Source organism: Thermodesulfovibrionales bacterium, assembly GCA_026417875.1.
In the GTDB taxonomy this organism is placed as follows: Bacteria; Nitrospirota; Thermodesulfovibrionia; order Thermodesulfovibrionales; family CALJEL01; genus CALJEL01.
Map to the genome: position 1 here is coordinate 21,083 of JAOACK010000013.1, position 17,656 is coordinate 38,738.

The 17,656-nt window shown below is 40.9% G+C and carries 19 protein-coding genes; 12 read left to right on the forward strand and 7 right to left on the reverse strand.

The window, feature by feature from the left end; all coding sequences use genetic code 11:
- Positions 1–19: 19 nt before the first annotated feature.
- Genes N2257_04020 through N2257_04030 form a run of 3 tightly spaced genes read left to right on the forward strand, consistent with a single transcriptional unit; the run spans position 20 to position 1,871 of the window.
- The gene (locus N2257_04020) at positions 20–829 is read left to right on the forward strand and encodes a hypothetical protein (protein ID MCX7793560.1); all 810 of its coding nucleotides are present in this window, start codon (positions 20–22) and stop codon (positions 827–829) included.
- The gene (locus tag N2257_04025) at positions 805–1,575 is read left to right on the forward strand and encodes a hypothetical protein (protein ID MCX7793561.1); all 771 of its coding nucleotides are present in this window, start codon (positions 805–807) and stop codon (positions 1,573–1,575) included. Before N2257_04020 ends, N2257_04025 begins: the two co-directional genes overlap by 25 nt.
- The gene (locus tag N2257_04030) at positions 1,572–1,871 is read left to right on the forward strand and encodes a hypothetical protein (GenBank protein MCX7793562.1); all 300 of its coding nucleotides are present in this window, start codon (positions 1,572–1,574) and stop codon (positions 1,869–1,871) included. Before N2257_04025 ends, N2257_04030 begins: the two co-directional genes overlap by 4 nt.
- A 3-nt stretch (positions 1,872–1,874) precedes the next feature.
- Here N2257_04030 and N2257_04035 read toward each other — a convergent pair whose 3' ends face one another.
- The 7 genes from N2257_04035 to N2257_04065 form a co-directional block, all read right to left on the reverse strand.
- Positions 1,875–2,066 (reverse strand): ferredoxin, encoded by a 192-nt coding sequence (locus N2257_04035; protein ID MCX7793563.1) that lies wholly within the window; start codon positions 2,064–2,066, stop codon positions 1,875–1,877.
- A 24-nt stretch (positions 2,067–2,090) separates the two neighbouring features.
- Positions 2,091–3,029 (reverse strand): deoxyhypusine synthase family protein, encoded by a 939-nt coding sequence (locus tag N2257_04040; protein ID MCX7793564.1) that lies wholly within the window; start codon positions 3,027–3,029, stop codon positions 2,091–2,093.
- Between the two features lie 136 nt (positions 3,030–3,165).
- On the reverse strand, positions 3,166–3,852 hold the full coding sequence (locus tag N2257_04045) for an ABC transporter ATP-binding protein (protein ID MCX7793565.1): 687 nt from the start codon (positions 3,850–3,852) through the stop codon (positions 3,166–3,168).
- Between the two features lies 1 nt (position 3,853).
- Complete coding sequence (locus N2257_04050; GenBank protein ID MCX7793566.1) at positions 3,854–5,044, reverse strand: efflux RND transporter periplasmic adaptor subunit; 1,191 nt, start codon at positions 5,042–5,044, stop codon at positions 3,854–3,856.
- Positions 5,045–5,049: 5 nt separating this feature from the next.
- Positions 5,050–6,291, reverse strand: coding sequence for a TolC family protein (locus tag N2257_04055; GenBank protein ID MCX7793567.1), 1,242 nt, complete (start codon positions 6,289–6,291; stop codon positions 5,050–5,052).
- Between the two features lie 10 nt (positions 6,292–6,301).
- Entirely contained in the window at positions 6,302–6,475 is a 174-nt protein-coding gene (locus tag N2257_04060) for a hypothetical protein (GenBank protein ID MCX7793568.1), read from the reverse strand.
- Positions 6,476–7,039: 564 nt separating this feature from the next.
- Positions 7,040–7,279: a sulfurtransferase TusA family protein gene (locus tag N2257_04065; protein MCX7793569.1), complete on the reverse strand. Its 240-nt coding sequence runs from the start codon at positions 7,277–7,279 to the stop codon at positions 7,040–7,042.
- 272 nt (positions 7,280–7,551) lie between these two features.
- Between N2257_04065 and lysA the strand changes: the two genes are divergently transcribed.
- From lysA to N2257_04110, 9 genes are all read left to right on the forward strand, one after another.
- Positions 7,552–8,790: a diaminopimelate decarboxylase gene (gene lysA, locus N2257_04070; protein MCX7793570.1), complete on the forward strand. Its 1,239-nt coding sequence runs from the start codon at positions 7,552–7,554 to the stop codon at positions 8,788–8,790.
- Positions 8,791–9,627, forward strand: coding sequence for a diaminopimelate epimerase (gene dapF, locus N2257_04075; GenBank protein MCX7793571.1), 837 nt, complete (start codon positions 8,791–8,793; stop codon positions 9,625–9,627).
- A gap of 60 nt (positions 9,628–9,687) precedes the next feature.
- Positions 9,688–10,887 (forward strand): argininosuccinate synthase, encoded by a 1,200-nt coding sequence (locus N2257_04080; protein ID MCX7793572.1) that lies wholly within the window; start codon positions 9,688–9,690, stop codon positions 10,885–10,887.
- A gap of 14 nt (positions 10,888–10,901) precedes the next feature.
- On the forward strand, positions 10,902–12,038 hold the full coding sequence (gene dprA, locus N2257_04085) for a DNA-processing protein DprA (GenBank protein ID MCX7793573.1): 1,137 nt from the start codon (positions 10,902–10,904) through the stop codon (positions 12,036–12,038).
- A 48-nt stretch (positions 12,039–12,086) separates the two neighbouring features.
- Positions 12,087–12,296, forward strand: a complete 210-nt coding sequence (locus tag N2257_04090; protein ID MCX7793574.1) for a hypothetical protein — start codon at positions 12,087–12,089, stop codon at positions 12,294–12,296.
- A gap of 23 nt (positions 12,297–12,319) precedes the next feature.
- Complete coding sequence (gene topA, locus N2257_04095; protein ID MCX7793575.1) at positions 12,320–14,635, forward strand: type I DNA topoisomerase; 2,316 nt, start codon at positions 12,320–12,322, stop codon at positions 14,633–14,635.
- 105 nt (positions 14,636–14,740) lie between these two features.
- Positions 14,741–16,165, forward strand: a complete 1,425-nt coding sequence (locus N2257_04100) for a DegQ family serine endoprotease (protein MCX7793576.1) — start codon at positions 14,741–14,743, stop codon at positions 16,163–16,165.
- Between the two features lie 26 nt (positions 16,166–16,191).
- Positions 16,192–17,184: a hypothetical protein gene (locus N2257_04105; GenBank protein ID MCX7793577.1), complete on the forward strand. Its 993-nt coding sequence runs from the start codon at positions 16,192–16,194 to the stop codon at positions 17,182–17,184.
- On the forward strand, positions 17,181–17,656 hold a 476-nt coding region (locus N2257_04110), incomplete at its 3' end, for a 2-C-methyl-D-erythritol 4-phosphate cytidylyltransferase (protein MCX7793578.1). The genes N2257_04105 and N2257_04110, both read left to right, overlap by 4 nt.

Sequence of the window (17,656 nt, forward strand, 5' to 3'; positions counted from 1 at the left end):
ATCCTAGAGGAGGTCAGAGATGAAAAGGATGATTTTTTTATTTATAGTTATTCTTTCTCTTATTGCTGTTGGAGGATTTGTCCTTGCCCAGACAGGTGTGAAGAAGAAGAGACCATTACCTCATGATTACGGTAAAACTATTATAAATAACTACTCTGAAAATGCTGGTCTTGCTCCAGTTGAGTTTGACCACTGGCTTCATCGTGCAAAATTTACATGCAGACTCTGCCATGTGGATATTGCCTTTGCAATGAAGGCAGGAGGTACAGGGATCAAGGCTGTTGACAACATGAAAGGATACTACTGTGGAACCTGTCATAATGGAAGAATGGAGTTTGATGGAAGAAAGGTTTTTGAGGCCTGTTCAAAAAATCCCACAAAGGACGACTTCAAAAGATGCGAGCGTTGCCATTCTTATGGCAAGACAGTAAAAAGGGAATATGATTTCTATAAATTCACTGAGAATTTTCCAAAAGAGAGATTCGGTAACGGTGTGGACTGGGAAAAAGCAGAGGCAATGGGTCTTATAAAGCCAGTAGACTTTATCGAGGGTGTTTCAATAAAAAAGGCAGAGCTCCAGGTCCCGAAGGACTTCTCTATTGAATCAAAGGTAAGCGGTCTTCCTGACATAATCTTTTCCCACAAAAAGCATACCGTATGGAGCGGTTGTGAGGGATGCCATCCTGAGATATTCCTTGGTGTTAAGAAGGGAACAACGAAATATACAATGGTTGATATATTCCAGGGAAAATACTGTGGCGTATGCCATAATTCTGTAGCCTTTCCACTTCTGGACTGTCAGAGATGTCATACAAAACAGGTTCAGTAATATTCATTATTTTTATTCTCTTTGTACTTCCAAAGTTTATGGAGGCTTATTTTGACCTCCCACCCCTTCCTCAGCCTGAGGAATATGGAAATATATTAATAAACAGGAATTCAGAAAAAAACAATGTGAAGCCAGTGAGTTTTTCTCACTGGCTTCACAGGAGAAAATATACATGCAGGGTCTGCCACTTTGAGCTTGAATTCAATATGAAGACAAACACAACAGAGATAACTGAGGCTCTTAACAGAAGTGGTAAGTTCTGCGGAGCCTGTCACAATGGTAAAGACCTCTTCGGTCATGAGAATCCAGCTGATTGTGAAAAATGCCATAATGGAAAGCGAAATTATGGAAAAGAAAAATTCACTGAACTTGCAAAGTTTCCCAGGACAAAATTTGGCAATGGCATAGACTGGGTTGCAGCCCTAAGAGAGGGTTTGATTAAGCCAGTTCATTATCTCAAAATAAAGCCTCCTGAGGAAATTGCCTTTAATAAGAGGATTATCCTTGAAGCAGAATGGTCCAATATACCTGCTGCTGTTTTTCCTCACAGGCCTCATAACGACTGGCTTGAGTGCAGCATGTGCCATCCTGATATCTTTAATATAAAGAAAAAGACAACAAAACACTTCTCAATGGCCAGAATACTTCAGGGAGAGTTCTGCGGAGTATGTCATCTTACGGTAGCCTTTCCGATGAACGACTGTAAGAGATGCCACCCGGGCATGGGTCACCAGGAGGAAAGATGAATAAATGGATTATAAGAGTTATTTTTTCTGTGACGCTTTCTATTATCCTTTTTTTAAATGCTGCTGTACTACAGCCACAGGACTGGAAAAAGGAATACGAGGATATCTGTTCCAAGACTGCAGATGTAATGGCTCTCAGTGTTGATGAATTGAGGGAGTTGATATCTAGATGTGATAAACTAAAAACTGTTATTGAATCACTTGAGGATGAAAGCACAAGAAAGGTTTATTTAAAAAGACTTCAGATGTGCAGGGATTTATATAAGTTTGCACTCGATGAGAAATTGCCGAAATAAACCTTACTCCTCAATGGTGATTGCCTCAACAGGACAGTTTTCGGCTGCAGCTTCACAGCATCCAGCGTAATCGCAGCCATCAGGATCAATAACCTTTGATTTTCCAGTGGTCTCATCAACAAAAAAAACAGCTGGGCATATCTCCTGACAGGTGCCACAGCCAATACACTTCTCCTCATCTACAATTGGTGTCATCTAAAAGCCTCCTTAAGAGTGAATTTATAATTCTTCTATTATCATCGCAGCAAGCAGAGGGAACATTATCTCGTGATGGCCTGTTATAGCATAATATCTGCCACCAAGGCTCGTGGGTCGTACAAGCACATTCTCTCTGGATCTATAATGCTGGATAAAATCCATATTGGCAGTGGTGATATTCTCTACCCTGTGACCGAGATTTCTTGCAATTGTGAGAGCCTTGAGAAAGACCTCGGGCATTATGACAGCTGAACCGAGATTTATATAAACTCCTCCTTCCAGGTCAGAGACTACTGAAGTAAAGAGTCTGAAATCAAGAAGACTTGCCTTCCCTGTGGCAGCACCATCCATAGAGGGATGCATATGAATTATATCTGTGCCAATAGCAACATGAACTGTTGCAGGAATACCATTCAGATAGGCTGTCCTGAATATACTTAATTCTCTGTAGGGAAATCTCTTCTTTTCAATAAACTCTCCAACTGCCCTTCCAATACCTGTTCCTTTTTTTGCCCCATTTTTTATTGCTCTGTTCAAGAATGCACCTGTCTCCTCTGCCATCCCAAACATACCTGTCTTTATTTCCTCGTGAACATCCTCTGATGTATGACCTGCATAGCTGAGCTCAAAGTCATGAATCACACACGCCCCATTTGTTGCAATAGCTGTAATTATTCCTTTGTTAATAAGGTCATTAATAATAGGAGAAAGTCCCACCTTGATTACATGGGCACCCATTCCCAGAACAACAGGTCTGCCCTCTTTTCTTGACCTTACAATAGTTTCTGCCAGTTCCTTAAGTGCCCTTGCCTGCAAGATATCTGGAAGGCCTCTGACAAATTCCCTAAAGAATGCTCCCTTTTGATAAGGAGTAGCAAGAAATTCCTTCCTAACCTTACTCTTTCTTTTTTTTATAGAGTAAGTCTTTAGTCCCTTAAGATTTACTGGTCTGTAAGACATGCAATATTTTAACATAGAGTTTATCAATTGATATTCAATAGTTATGGAGAAATCATGCAGGAGTGCGTGATCTGGGTTTGAGTAGTGCCGCTACAAGACAGTTTAGTGATTCAAGAAGGCAGGTATAACAGAAGAATTAAACAGAAGCGGAAATTTCTTCTACAATCAATCCATCCTTCATATAGATTATCCTCTCTGCGTAAGAAGCAATATTATTGTCGTGGGTGACAAGAATTATTGTCTTCCCTCTATTATTTAATTCTTTAAGGATAGTCATTATGTCCTTTGCTGTTGAGCTATCAAGCTGTCCTGTTGGCTCATCGGCAAGTAAAAGATCAGGATCATTTATCAATGCTCTTGCAATGGCAACCCTCTGCTGCTGACCACCTGAAAGCTGATTTGGCTTAAACTTTGCTCTGTCAGATAGTCCTACAAGCCTGAGTATCTCCTTTGCATCAAGAGGATTGCCTGAACTCCTGTAAAGCGTTGGTAGAAGGACATTCTCAAGAACTGTTGCATAGGGCAGAAGATAGAAATTCTGAAATACAAATCCGATATGCCTGTTCCTTATATCTGAAAGCTCCTCATCGCTTAGTGATGAGACCTCTTTACCTGCCAGGAAATATCTTCCAGATGACGGTCTGTCAAGACATCCAATAATATTAAGAAGGGTTGTCTTTCCTGAGCCGGAGGCTCCCATTACAGCTATAAACTCTCCCCTGTTTATCTCGAGATTGATGCCTTTGAGAACCTCTACGTTAATCTCTCCCACATGATAGGTCTTTTTTATATCTGTTAAGATGCAGAGGGCTTGCTGGGTCATACTATCTTACCTGCTGCTGTTTTGCCCTTGGTGGCAAAAGAAGTTTTGTGGCAACTCGCTCATTCTCCTTTAAGCCTGATAATATCTCCGTAATCTCCTCATTCCTGAGGCCAATCTTTACAGGGACCTTTTCAACACCCTTCTCCGTGACTTTATAAACAATCTGCCTTCCCTCTTCAAATTTTATTGCAGAATTTGGCACAACTAGGGTGTTCTTCCTCTCGTCAAAGGTGATCCTCACATGGGTTGTCATCTCTGGTCTGAGATACCTGGCATCCTGTCTTGATACCTTTACTATTGCAAGATAATAGACAATGTTGTCCTTCACAACAGGCTGTGGGTATATATTTTCGATTCTGCCATAAAAGTATTTGTCAGGAAGTGTATCAACTGAGAATTCTACATCCTGACCTATCTTCACCCTTCCTATATCTGCCTCATCTACATATATCCACATCTCAAGACTGAGCGGATCAAAGACTGTTATAAGATTTGCAACCTGCAGACCTGCAACAACTGTCTCTCCTTCCTGGATGGTGATATCTGAGACAATGCCATCCATGGGAGAATATATCCTTGTATAGGATAGTCTAGTCTCCAGCTGTTTTATCTGAGCCTTTATCTCTTCTATTGATGCCCTGGTTATGATGAGCTGGGTCTCATATTCATCCTGAAGTCTTTTTAAACTTGCCTCTGCAATCTCAAACTCCTTTTTTGCCCTTTCTACAGATTCCTTTGTTGTGAATTCCCTCTTAAGTAATTCCTGTTCTCTTTCATAATTTAGCTTTGCATACTCATAATTTGCCCTTGCCTCCCTGATCCTTTCAGGATAGGTAAGCTCAATCTGTCTGAGTGTATTTTCCTGACGGTTGAGAGCTGCCATTGACTGGGCTATCTGCTCCTTTATCTCCCTGTCATCAATTATTGCAATGAGCTGTCCCTTCTTTACCCTGTCACCAATCCGAACATAGAGCTTCGTTACTGTGCCTGTTGCCCTGGTGCCAATCTTTACAACAGCTCCAACCTGTGGTTTGATAATACCGGTCTCGACAAGTATGCCTTTTATATCTCCTCTCTTAACAGTTGCTGTCTCGAGGATCTTAAGGTCTTCCTTAAAAAAAAAGGTTCTGTAGATAAAAATAATCGCAATGCTAAATATTAAAATAGAAAGGATAATAATTTTTTTCTTCATAGACTTTACTCCATTATTCCAGCAATTCTTTCGAGATTGATAAGTGCAATCCATATATTGAGCTTTGAAAATACTACCTTTTCCATGGAATCTGCAAGAATGGATTCTGCCTGAATAAGGGAAAGAATATCTCCCTTCCCTACTCTGTATTCGCCCAGTGCCTGCTCGTAATTCTTCTCTGCAAATTTAAGCTGTTCCCTCGAGACATCAAGCCTTTTGAGCTCTGTGAGCAGATCCTCATAGGATTTTGAAAGTCTGAGCTCAACATTTCTTTTAACCTCCTTTATATCCTCCTCCCTTGCACTGATTGACGAGCCTCTTGCCCTCAATCTAAAATACTTTCCAAGTTCAAATATATTAAAGGTTAGCCTCAGGCCCACCATCTTTTCCTCATCAGGGTAAAGTCTTGAGTCTGATGAAGAATTCTTCGTGTATGTTGCATCAAGAAAAAGATGAGGAAGGAACTCACTCCTTACAGCAGCTCGTTCAGAGATACTCAGGTCCCTCTGAAATTCTTTTCTTTTAAGCTCAGGTGAATTAATAGCAAGCTCGATGAGCATATTCTTCTCAGGTATAGTCGCAGGCTCGGCAAGCTCTCCTTCAATCTCATCTGCATTTACTGATATGCCTATTAGAGAACCAAGATCAGAAAGCGCCTTATTAAGTTCACCTTCTGCCTCTATGAGCCTGTATCTTGCCTCCTCAAGCCTGACAGATGCCTGAAGCACATCAGAAAGTCTTGCAATACCAAGGTCATACCTCCCTTTTGCCACCTCATAATCCTTCTCTGCATACTCTAACTGTTTCTTGCGCTGTATCAGGATCTCTCTTCTTGCGAGGGCATTATAAAAACTGAGTTTTACATTATAATGAAGGTTAAGAAGGGACTCTCTAAGGTTTTCCTCAGAAATATTTAAGAGGCTTCTTGATGAAAGCCTCTGACTGTATCTCTTACCACCGTCATAGAGTATATAACTCAGTCTGAGCTCAAGACTTCTCAGCCTGTAGTCCTCTGGTTCAACATAAAATCGCCTCTCAGCAAATGAAAGATCGATACTTGGAAGATAAGGAGAAAGCGTTGCCCTGTATTCAAAGAGGCTCGCCTCTTTCTCGTAAAGTCTTGAACGGTATTCAGGAAGATTCTGCCTTGCGAGTTCAAGTGCCTGCTCAAGGGTAATGGCAATGCCGGTAGAAGAAAAATAGAAAGTTATAAAAAAAGAGCATAATAAAAAAAGTCCCCTATGCATAGTCTATATTTTAGCACAAGGACGGAATTAAGTCATTTTTTAATGCTGGCCTGGAATCAACAGTTATGCGGCATCTTTTAATCCCTTTTTCCCTGATGGACTCTTTACTATTATTTTTTCTTTCAATTACAGGAGGTTCTATCTCCTCCATCACTATTGCCCTTGCTTCTTCTATCTGCGGCATCTCTATTATCTCTATCTTTTACTCTTCTGTAATCCCTTCTTCAGCCTCCTCTATATCCTGGCCAGATGTCTTGAGAGAACTATCCATCCTTCATCAAGCAAGTCATCAAGGGCATGACTATTTATACGCCCACTCTTAAGATAAAACTCATAAGCCAACCTTGATATTTCTTAGTGGAGATCCATTAATATCACCTCTTTGCTTATAATATCATAACTATCTTTCCTTCTAGGAGGAAGCATATGCAATCAATTTAAAGGTAGCATTGATGAGAAACTCGGTGATAAACTGGCATGAACAAGTTAATAGAACTTATAATGGTGTTATTGTTGAGTTTGTTGCTCTCGGGCATGTACCTGTGAAAATAGGCATTGGTTATTTCAAGGCTCGCACAGCAATTGATTACCAAAGGGATGTATTTTTATATTCCTTATTGGTGTTGGCTGGTAATGGTCAGAAGAAAAATAACATTCACAATTTAAATTTTGCTTTTTCTTTTCTCAAGATTTTCTGAAAGATTCCTAACCCTCACCTGCTTGCACTTGAAAACACTTCAAGAATCCGTCATTTTCTTTTTCCAATTGTTATCTCATAATAACCTTCCCTTTTTTCTATATTTACAGAATAACCCATTGCTATAGCTGCCTTAGGGATTGTTTTTGAGAATTCAATCCTGTCTGTAAGAACTACGAGTTCTATCTCACCTTTTTTGAGCCTGTCCCTTTGATTGTTAAGCTCCTTAAGATATGTAAGAAGGCAGGCAGGACATATCTGGCCCCTTATATCAAGGACATGGTTATTCATTAATTACCTCCATTGATAAGAACATTTCTTAAACATCATAGCAAGAAAAAGTCTCTAAAGAAAATAGAATACTCTGATTGAATACAAAAGTGTATTCAGAAATTTTATAGGTTTATCACAAGATTCGTCTGGTTCCTTAATTTAAGGATAGATTCTGAGACAACTGTCTCTTTTCCTGCCGGCAATATACCGTGTGTATATCTCTATACTTTTACAGCCATTTAAGTTAAAATAAAAATCTACTTTAATCCTTTAAATGTCTGGAGGAATTCATGCATTACTTTCACTTTAAGGGTTCAGAACTCTATGCTGAGGAGATTCCGGTAAAAAAACTGGCTGAAAAATTCGGCACACCCCTTTATGTCTACAGCCGTAAGACTATTGAAAGGCATATAAATGCCTACAGGCAGGCATTTAAAGGCCTAAAACACATAATATGCTATGCAGTAAAGGCAAACTCTAACCTCTCGGTGCTTAGGCTCCTTGGAGGGATGGGCTGTGGTGCTGATGTTATCTCAGGTGGTGAGCTCTTCAGGGCATTGCGAGCCGGCATTAAACCAGAGAGGATTGTTTACGCTGGTGTAGGAAAGACAGAGGAAGAGATAAGGTATGCCCTAAATTCAGGCATTCTTATGTTCAATGTAGAAAGCTCAGAGGAGCTCAAAGAAATAAACAGGATTGCAGGCCTTATGAAGAAAAAGGCTCCTGTTGCTCTAAGGGTTAATCCTGATATAGATGCAAAAACCCATCCCTATATATCAACAGGTCTTAAAAAACACAAATTCGGCATACCCATGGAAGAGGCACTGGAAAACTATCTCCTTGCCAGGGAACTTAAAAATATTGATATAAAGGGTATTCATAAGCATATAGGTTCTCAGATTACAGAGGTAAGACCCTTTATTGATGCCCTTAAAAGCATTCTCTCCCTTGCTGGTGAGCTTGAATCACGGGGTATAAAGATAAAATACATTGACATAGGAGGTGGTCTGGGCATTCCTTATAAGGAGGAGGAACCGCCCCATCCATCAGAACTTGCAAAAGAGGTGAAAAAGCTCCTTAAGGAAAAAGACCTGACCATTATAATTGAGCCAGGTCGTTCAATTGTTGGGAATGCGGGAATTCTTGTTACAAAGGTTCTATATAATAAAAGGACTAAGGATAAGAACTTTGTTATTGTTGATGCTGGCATGAACGACCTCATAAGGCCCACACTCTATGGTGCCTATCATGAGATTGTTCCAGTTGAGAGAAAAAGTAGAGAAAAGGTTATCGCAGATATAGTAGGCCCTATATGTGAGTCCGGTGATTTCTTTGCAAGGGACAGAGAGATAGAAGTAACATCGCAGGGAGAATTACTTGCAATAATGAGTGCCGGTGCCTACGGGTTCAGTATGAGCTCTAATTATAATTCAAGACCAAGGGCAGCCGAGGTTATGGTAAATGGAAAAAAGGCAGTCCTTATAAGGAAAAGGGAGACCTACAGGGATCTCATTAGGGGTGAGATATAAGTGAAGATAAATTTCTCAAAGATGCATGGACTTGGTAATGATTTTGTCCTGATCGATGCTAGGGCTTTAAAGGCCATTGACTTGAGAGAATTTGCGGCCTTTCTACTCAACAGACGCTTTGGCATAGGAGCTGACCAGCTCCTTATCCTGGAGGATTCTGTAAAAGCTGACTTCAGGATGAGGATATTTAATCCTGATGGCTCAGAGGTGGAGATGTGTGGAAATGGCATAAGGTGCCTTGCAAGCTATATATGGAAAAAAGGACTTTCGGATAAATCTCCTCTCGAGATAGAGACCCCTGCAGGAATTATTAGACCTGAGAGGATAAATGATCTGGTAAGGGTTGATATGGGGATGCCGAGATTAATTCCTGAGGAAATACCTGTAAATATTGCAGAAAGGAAACCTTTAATAGATTATCCTCTTAAGATAAAGGACAGGATATTTCATATAACCTGTGTATCAATGGGAAACCCCCATGCAGTTATACCTGTTAATGACCTTGATACTCTTGATCTTCATACCTATGGACCATTAATAGAAAACCATCCCCTCTTTCCAAAAAGGATAAATGTAGAATTTGTAAGAAAAGATTCTCCTGATACATTCAGGGTAAGGGTCTGGGAAAGGGGTGCTGGAGAGACCCTTGCCTGCGGTACCGGTGCCTCTGCAGTTGCAGTGGCAATGAGGCTAAAAGGGCTTGGAGGGCTCAAGCAGAATATAATTCTTCCCGGTGGTGAACTTATAATTGAACTTCTTGTAGAAGATGAAGAGATAAAAAGGGTATTCATGACCGGTCCTGCGCAGGAGGTATTCACCGGCGAGATAGAGATTTAGTTATGCCCTTACTAATTAAGTTTTATACCCAAGCAAAGATTGGGAATAAGGAGGTATTGGATGAAAATAGTGCTTGCTTATTCAGGAGGTCTTGATACATCCGTTGCAATCGCCTGGCTCAAGGAGACTTACAAAGCAGAGGTCATAGCCTTCTGTGCAGATTTAGGACAGGAAGAAGACCTTGAGTCCATAAAGTACAAAGCTCTGAAGACAGGAGCATCAAAGGCTTATGTGGAAGACCTCAAAGAAGAATTTGTAAGAGACTATATATTCCCCATGCTCAGGGCATCTGCAGTATATGAGGGAGCCTATCTTCTTGGAACATCCATAGCAAGACCGTTGATTGCGAAAAAACAGATAGATATTGCTTTAATTGAGAAAGCAGATGCCGTTGCCCATGGAGCAACTGGAAAGGGTAATGACCAGGTGAGATTTGAACTCACCTACTATGCCCTGAAACCAGATATAAAGGTAATAGCACCATGGAGGGAGTGGCCCTTCAGGTCAAGGACCGAGCTAATTGAATATGCAAAATCAAAAGGTATAGATGTGCCTGTTACAAAGGAGAAGCCCTACAGCACAGACAGAAATATCTTTCATATAAGCTATGAAGGTGGTATTCTTGAGGATCCCTGGAATGAACCACCTGATGACATGTACACTATGATAACACCTCCTGAAAGGGCACCTGATAGACCGGAATATGTGGAGATAGAGTTTGAAAAGGGCAATCCTGTTGCAATAAATGGAAGGAGATTATCTGCTTTCGAGCTTCTGAGAGAATTGAACATCATTGCTGGAAGAAACGGCATAGGCAGAGTAGATATAGTGGAAAACAGATACGTTGGAATTAAATCAAGAGGAGTTTATGAAACACCTGGAGGCACAGTACTCCATATAGCAAAGAGGGCTGTTGAGCAGATTACCCTTGATAGAGAGATCCTTCATCTAAGAGACTCCCTTATTCCAAGATACTCTGAACTTGTATACTATGGATACTGGTTTTCTCCAGAAAGAGAAGCACTCCAGAAACTCATAGATGAGATAGCACAGGATGTGACAGGTACTGCAAGATTGAAATTGTATAAGGGTAACTGCATTGTGACCGGAAGGAAATCTCCTGTTTCACTTTATTCTCAGGAGTTTGCAACCTTTGAAAAGGACATGGTTTATGATCAGAAGGATGCAGAGGGCTTCATAAAACTAAATGCCCTCAGGCTGAAGATAAGAAGCCTGCGTAGTAGAGGAATCCCTGCTTAATTATTGAGGCCAGGATGCAGAAAACTCATGATAGCTCTGAACTCATCTATCTAATTGCCCTTTCATTGATTAATGACATTGGTCCTATAATTGGCAGAAGATTAATAAGTACCTTCGGAAGTGCAGAAGAGGTCTTCAGGCAGAGCGAAAGCGCTCTTCTGGAGGTTGATGGTATTGGTAGAGAAAGGGCCAGGTCTATTAAAAACTTCAATGACTGGAAGAAGGCTGAAGAGATATTAAGAAGATGCAGGCTCCTCGGCATAGAAGTAATATCTGAAGATAACCATCTTTATCCAGAAAATCTGAAGACCCTTCAGGATGCACCTCTGGTCCTTTATATGAATGGAAAGGTTATATCACGAGATAGATATGCCATAGCTATAGTTGGTTCAAGAAGATGCAGTGAATATGGAAGAAGGGTTGCCGAAAAGCTCTCCAGAGAGCTTTCTGAAATAGGTATGACCATCATCAGCGGGCTCGCACGGGGAATAGATACCATAGCCCATACAGTTGCTCTCAGAGCTGGTGGAAGGACTGCAGGCGTCTTTGCATCAGGTCTTGACAGGATTTATCCTCCTGAAAATAAGGATCTCATAAAGAAGATTATCAATAATGGCTTTGTAATAAGTGAATTTCCTCCTGGCACAAGACCTGATAAAGAGAATTTTCCCAGAAGAAACAGGCTCATAAGTGGTCTCAGCATGGGCACAGTAGTAGTTGAGGCAGAGAATGAAAGCGGTGCTCTAATAACAGCAAACTATGCCCTTGAACAGGGAAGGGAGGTCTTTGCTGTGCCTGGTAGCATATTCTCAAAAACCTCAGAGGGTACAAATAATCTCATAAAAAATGGAGCAAAACCAGTAAGTTGTATAGAGGATATAATAGAGGAATTTGGATCTAAACTCAGAGGTTTACAAATCAAGCGAGGAAACAACTGCAGGGGAACCTTCTCAGCAAAGCATGGAGAACTTGAATTTTCCGACAGAGAAAAGGCTATAATAAAAATGCTGGAGGCAGAGCCTCTCCATATTGACCATATTGTTAGAAAGAGTGGCTGGTCTGTTTCAGAGGTATCATCATTACTTCTTGAACTAGAGCTTAAAGGAGCGGTAAAACAGTTGCAGGGAAAAAGATTTTATATTAATACTTAAAGTTTTCATGAATGCACCCAGAAAAACATAAGGAGGAAATAAATAACAATGCCAAAGGACTATGACAGCATTGAGGCAGAACTTGAGCTACTGACCGATGAGCTTCTAAGGCTACAGGATGAAAAGCTTATAGATGAAGAGGAGATAGATGTTATAAAAGCCCTTGTTGCATCCATTGCAATGAAGAGGCTTGATATTGACGGTGAGATAATCCTTTCCCAGCTCTTTAAAGGCGGAAAACCCATTACCTGGCACTGAATGGAATTAAGAGGTGAAAGGCTATGAAATCCCTTGTTGTAGTTGAATCTCCTGCCAAGGCAAAGACAATTAACAAGATACTGGGCAAGGATTACGAGGTCTTTGCATCTATTGGTCACATAAAAGACCTGCCTGAAAATGAGCTTGGTGTAGATGTTGAGAACAACTTTACACCCAAGTACATAATCATTCCGGGAAAGGAAAAGATAGTAAAAGAACTAAAGAAAAATGCAAAAAATAAAAAGGCCATATTCCTAGCAACTGACCCCGATAGAGAGGGTGAAGCTATTGCCTGGCACATTGCTGAAGAGGTCAAAGATGGAATACCTGTCTACAGAGTTACATTCAATGAGATCACTGAAAAGGCTGTGAAAGAGGCATTCAAAAATCCCGGCTCTCTTGATATAAATAAAGTGGAAGCCCAGCAGGCAAGAAGGATTCTTGACAGACTCGTTGGTTACAGTCTGAGCCCTCTTTTATGGAAAAAGGTCAAAAGGGGATTGAGTGCAGGAAGGGTCCAGTCCGTAGCTTTAAGACTTGTTGTTGAAAGAGAGAGGGAGATTGAGGCCTTTAAGCCTGAGGAATACTGGACAATTGAAGGGATATTTGATACTGGTGATAGTGAAAATCCTGTTTCAATTACTGCAAAACTTTACAGATATAAAGACAGGCTGGTCATTGAAAGGGCAAAGGATGGCAAAACAAACTTTCTTTTAAAAGATAAGGCTACAGCAGATGCTCTTATTGAAGAGCTTAGAGCGAAAAACTATATCCTTGCAGAACAGGAACGAAAAAAAAGAAAAAGAAACCCACCTCCGCCCTTCATTACAAGCACACTTCAGCAGGAAGCAGCAAAACGTCTTGGTTTCACTGCGAAGAAGACCATGCTGATTGCCCAGCAACTCTATGAGGGAATAGAAATACCTGATGAAGGTTCAATCGGTCTTATAACCTATATGAGAACAGATTCTGTAAGGGTATCACCAGAGGCACAGCAATGGGCCAGAAAGTATATTGAAGAGAATTTCGGAAAGGACTATCTACCTCCAGAACCACCCCATTATAAAAGCAAGAAAGGAGCACAGGAGGCCCATGAAGCAATAAGACCGACCTATGTAGAAAAAACACCTGAAAAGGTAAAAAAATTCCTGAGCAAGGATCACTACGCCCTTTACAAGCTTATATGGGATAGATTCATTGCAAGTCAGATGGCTCCTGCTCAGCTTGAAAGTACCACCTACATCATAAGGGATATAGATGATTCAGCTGAATTCAGGACAACAGGAACGGTTATAAAATTCCCTGGATTTTTAAGAGCCGGGAGTGAAGAACAGATAACAAATGATGATTCAGAGGAAGATCTTCAATTGCCCGATATACCCGAGGGCAAAGGCCTTAATCTTTCTGAACTCAAGGGCTCCCAGCACTTCACTCAGCCTCCACCCCGTTATACAGAAGCAACTCTTGTAAAGACCCTTGAGGAAAGGGGTATAGGAAGACCGAGCACCTATGCGACAATCCTTTCAACAATACAGGAAAGAAAATATGTTACAAAGGTTGATGGAAGGTTTATCCCATCTGAACTCGGTATCCTTGTAAATGACTTGCTTGTTGAGAGATTTCCTGAACTAATAGATGTTGGATTCACTGCAAAAATGGAAGAGGAACTTGACGAGATTGAAGAGGGCAGGCTCAAATGGTTGAAAGTGGTGAAGGATTTCTACGGACCGTTCAAAAAAGACCTTGATGAGGCATTGAAGAATCTTCAGAAGATAAAACCCCAGGATATTCCAACAGATATACTTTGTGAAAAATGCGGTCTTCCGATGGTTATAAGGTGGGGAAGACATGGCAGATTCATAGCCTGCACAGGATACCCAAAATGCAAGAACACAAGAGCTTTAGAGGAAAACAGAGTTCAAGAAAAGGGGGAGGCTGCAGGGACAGGAGAGATGTGTGATAAGTGTGGTTCTCCAATGATTATTAAAAGAAGTAGGTACGGTAAATTCCTTGCCTGCTCAAGATACCCTGAATGTAAAAATACAAAACCTATCTCCTCTGGCATAAAATGTCCCCTTGATGACGGAGAACTCATTGAAAGAAGGACAAAGAAGGGAAGGACATTCTGGAGCTGCAGTCATTATCCAGAATGTAAATTTGCGACCTGGCATAGACCTGTAAGCGAACCCTGTCCTGACTGTGGAGCATCCTTTCTTGTAATAAAAAACCAGAACAGTAAAAAAATACTCCAGTGCATTAATGAAAATTGTAAATTTCAGAAGGATATTACATCAGAAGAAAAACAGAAACTTAAGGAAAGTCCTGCTGGAAAGCAGTAGTCACTGTCACGGTCACAGGAAAAACGTATTATCCTTAAGTAACCTCTTTAGAGTTCACCTTTTATACCCCTAACCCATTGGGATTACTTCATGTTAAAATAAAGGATGAAGAAAGTAAAATATATTATCTTTTTCCTGCTACTTACATTATTGGGTGTATTTCTCTACTTTTACCTTCCGGAAAGGGATAGCGCCTTCAGGCCTGGGACACCACTTGTTTCAGAAAAAATACTTGAGACAGAACTGGCTTTTGCAGAGGTTGTAAGGTCTGTCTCGCCATCTGTAGTGAATATCTCTGTAACAAGAACTGTCTCCGGAGAGGAAGATTTTTTTGATTTATTTTTTCCGCAGGGAAACGGAGAAGCCCCTTCAAGGTGGTCTGAGCAGAGCTTTGGCTCAGGCGTAACTGTATCTCAGGATGGATACATAATAACAAACAATCACGTAATTGAGGATGCTGAAGATATAAGGGTTACACTTCCGGACAAAAGGAGTTTTCAGGGAAAACTCATAGGTGCAGACCCTAAAACAGACCTTGCCATAATAAAGATTGAGGCAAAAGGTCTTCCAGTGGCACCATGGGGAGATTCTGATGAACTGAGGGTTGGTGAATTTGTTCTGAGTATTGGTAATCCCTTTGGATTGAGCAATACGGTTACTCTTGGTATAGTAAGTGCAAAAGGAAGGGCGAATGTTGGAATAGCCGATTATGAGGATTTCATCCAGACAGATGCTGCAATTAACCCTGGAAATTCTGGTGGTCCACTCGTAAATATTAAGGGTGAGATAGTGGGAATAAATACAGCCATATTCTCAAGAAGCGGAGGTTATCAGGGAATAGGTTTCGCGGTTCCGAGCAATATGGCAAAGGCTGTCTTTGACCAGTTAATAAAAGAGGGAAAGATAAAAAGAGGATGGCTTGGGGTAAACATTCAGGATATCACACCAGAGCTGGCTCAAAAATTTAATTTTGATAGACTTGAGGGTGTTCTGATAAACGGAATTGTAAAAGATAGTCCTGCTGAAAGGGCTGGCCTCAGAAAAGGAGATATTATTACTGAATTTAACGGTAAAAAGGTCAGTGATGTGGGATCCTTCAGAAACATGGTTGCCGGAACATCCCCGGGCAAAAAGGTTAAGTTGAAATTTTTCAGGGATGCTTCTTACCGGGATGCAGAGCTAATAATTGAAGAACAGGTAATGCCCTCTCAGGAAAACAGAAGTTTCAGGGGCAGGATTCCTGAAAAAAGAGATGCCTTTTCAGGAATGGATGTCTTTGAACTTTCAAGAGATATTGCAGCACAGCTCGGCCTCAGTCCTGATTCAAAGGGGATAGTAATTGCAAGAATTGAACCAGGTTCACCTGCTGACATGGCAGGACTGAGAAGAGGCGATGTTATAGAAGAGATAGAACAGAAACAGGTAAAATCCCTCGGGGAGTTTAAACAGATACTCTCCAGGCTTAAGACCCAGGAAATATTGCTTTACGTAAATAGAGGCGGTAAGAAATTTTATGCCGTTCTTAAATAAGACCCAAGAGAAAGGAGGTGAAAGAGATGATTTTAAGACTGCTCATTGTAATCGGAGCCACTTTAGCAGGCTATATAGCTGGTCTTGGCCAGGGAAATAAAATTTATGCACTTATAGGTCTTGGTATTGGAGTATTAATTATTTTGATAGAGACACTCTCAAGAAAACTTCTACTCGGAAGATTCTTCGGTGCCCTGATAGGCCTTGCTGCAGGTACATTCTTTGGCTTTCTTTTAAGTTATCCTTTTAAGGACATTGTACCTGAAGATTACGGATTTATTAAGGCTATCTCGCTTCTCTTTTTTGGCTATCTCGGCCTTTTAATAGGTGCTATCAGGGGAAAGGCTCTTAAATTCCAGAGCATAATAAAACTCCTTCAGGGACAGACAGCGGGTGAAAACCTCAAGATACTTGATACCTCTGTTATTATTGATGGAAGGATAGCTGACATATGCGATGCAGGATTTATTGAGGGTGTCTTCATAGTACCCCAGTTTATCCTCAGAGAGCTGCAGCACATTGCCGATTCCCATGATCCATTAAGAAGGGCACGTGGAAGGAGAGGACTTGATATACTTCACAGGATGCAGAAAAACTCAAATGTAGAGGTCAGGATAGTTGAGGAAGATTTTCCTAACATTAAGGAAGTTGATTCAAAATTAATAGCCCTTGCAAAGGCATTGAATGCAAAGGTAATAACAAATGACTTTAATCTCAACAAGGTTGCCGAGGTCCAGGGCGTACCTGTACTGAATATAAATGAACTTGCCAATGCCCTGAGACCTGTGGTGCTTCCGGGTGAAAGCATGAAGGTATTCATAATGAAGGAAGGAAAGGAATACAATCAGGGAGTTGCCTATCTCGAGGACGGAACAATGGTTGTTGTTGAAAATGGCAGAAGATTTATTGGCAAAAATATTGATGTAATTGTCACGAGCGTGCTCCAGACAACAGCAGGAAGAATGATATTCACAAGGGTGGCTGAAGAGCATGAACGGGAAGAGGCAAGGGTAAGATGAAGACATTTGCAATTGTTCCTGCTGCCGGTTCAGGCAGGAGGTACGGAAATGTCTCAAAGGCCTTCCTTCTTCTTGGAGGAAGGCCTGTTATTTCATGGGTGTTTGATACCCTTGAAGAAATAGATGAGATCTCAGAGATAATTCCGGTATTCAGGGATTCAGATATGGAAAGGGCATTAAAATTGATAGAAGAGAGGGGATATAAAAAGATTAAGAAAGTAGCACCCGGTGGAAGAGAAAGACAGGATTCTGTATATCATGCCCTGAATCTTATAACAGACGCAGAGGCAGTTGTAATACATGATGCTGCAAGACCAGTAGCAAAGGCAGAACTCTTTAAAAATACTCTGAAAGAACTCAAGGACTGCGATGGAGTTATTACTGCTATCCCTCTCATAGATACTGTAAAAGAGGTAGAGAAAGATTTTGTTGTAAGAACCCTTGACAGAAATCGTTTAAGATTGGTCCAGAC

What these genes read in the sequence shown, in the direction of transcription:
- N2257_04020 (MCX7793560.1), top strand. Translation starts at nt 20, where the DNA reads ATGAAAAGGATGATTTTTTTATTTATAGTTATTCTTTCTCTTATTGCT.
- N2257_04025 (MCX7793561.1), top strand. Translation starts at nt 805, where the DNA reads ATGTCATACAAAACAGGTTCAGTAATATTCATTATTTTTATTCTCTTT.
- N2257_04030 (MCX7793562.1), top strand. Translation starts at nt 1,572, where the DNA reads ATGAATAAATGGATTATAAGAGTTATTTTTTCTGTGACGCTTTCTATT.
- N2257_04035 (MCX7793563.1), bottom strand. Translation starts at nt 2,066, where the DNA reads ATGACACCAATTGTAGATGAGGAGAAGTGTATTGGCTGTGGCACCTGT.
- N2257_04040 (MCX7793564.1), bottom strand. Translation starts at nt 3,029, where the DNA reads ATGTCTTACAGACCAGTAAATCTTAAGGGACTAAAGACTTACTCTATA.
- N2257_04045 (MCX7793565.1), bottom strand. Translation starts at nt 3,852, where the DNA reads ATGACCCAGCAAGCCCTCTGCATCTTAACAGATATAAAAAAGACCTAT.
- N2257_04050 (MCX7793566.1), bottom strand. Translation starts at nt 5,044, where the DNA reads ATGAAGAAAAAAATTATTATCCTTTCTATTTTAATATTTAGCATTGCG.
- N2257_04055 (MCX7793567.1), bottom strand. Translation starts at nt 6,291, where the DNA reads ATGCATAGGGGACTTTTTTTATTATGCTCTTTTTTTATAACTTTCTAT.
- N2257_04060 (MCX7793568.1), bottom strand. Translation starts at nt 6,475, where the DNA reads ATGCCGCAGATAGAAGAAGCAAGGGCAATAGTGATGGAGGAGATAGAA.
- N2257_04065 (MCX7793569.1), bottom strand. Translation starts at nt 7,279, where the DNA reads ATGAATAACCATGTCCTTGATATAAGGGGCCAGATATGTCCTGCCTGC.
- lysA (MCX7793570.1), top strand. Translation starts at nt 7,552, where the DNA reads ATGCATTACTTTCACTTTAAGGGTTCAGAACTCTATGCTGAGGAGATT.
- N2257_04080 (MCX7793572.1), top strand. Translation starts at nt 9,688, where the DNA reads ATGAAAATAGTGCTTGCTTATTCAGGAGGTCTTGATACATCCGTTGCA.
- dprA (MCX7793573.1), top strand. Translation starts at nt 10,902, where the DNA reads ATGCAGAAAACTCATGATAGCTCTGAACTCATCTATCTAATTGCCCTT.
- N2257_04090 (MCX7793574.1), top strand. Translation starts at nt 12,087, where the DNA reads ATGCCAAAGGACTATGACAGCATTGAGGCAGAACTTGAGCTACTGACC.
- topA (MCX7793575.1), top strand. Translation starts at nt 12,320, where the DNA reads ATGAAATCCCTTGTTGTAGTTGAATCTCCTGCCAAGGCAAAGACAATT.
- N2257_04100 (MCX7793576.1), top strand. Translation starts at nt 14,741, where the DNA reads ATGAAGAAAGTAAAATATATTATCTTTTTCCTGCTACTTACATTATTG.
- N2257_04105 (MCX7793577.1), top strand. Translation starts at nt 16,192, where the DNA reads ATGATTTTAAGACTGCTCATTGTAATCGGAGCCACTTTAGCAGGCTAT.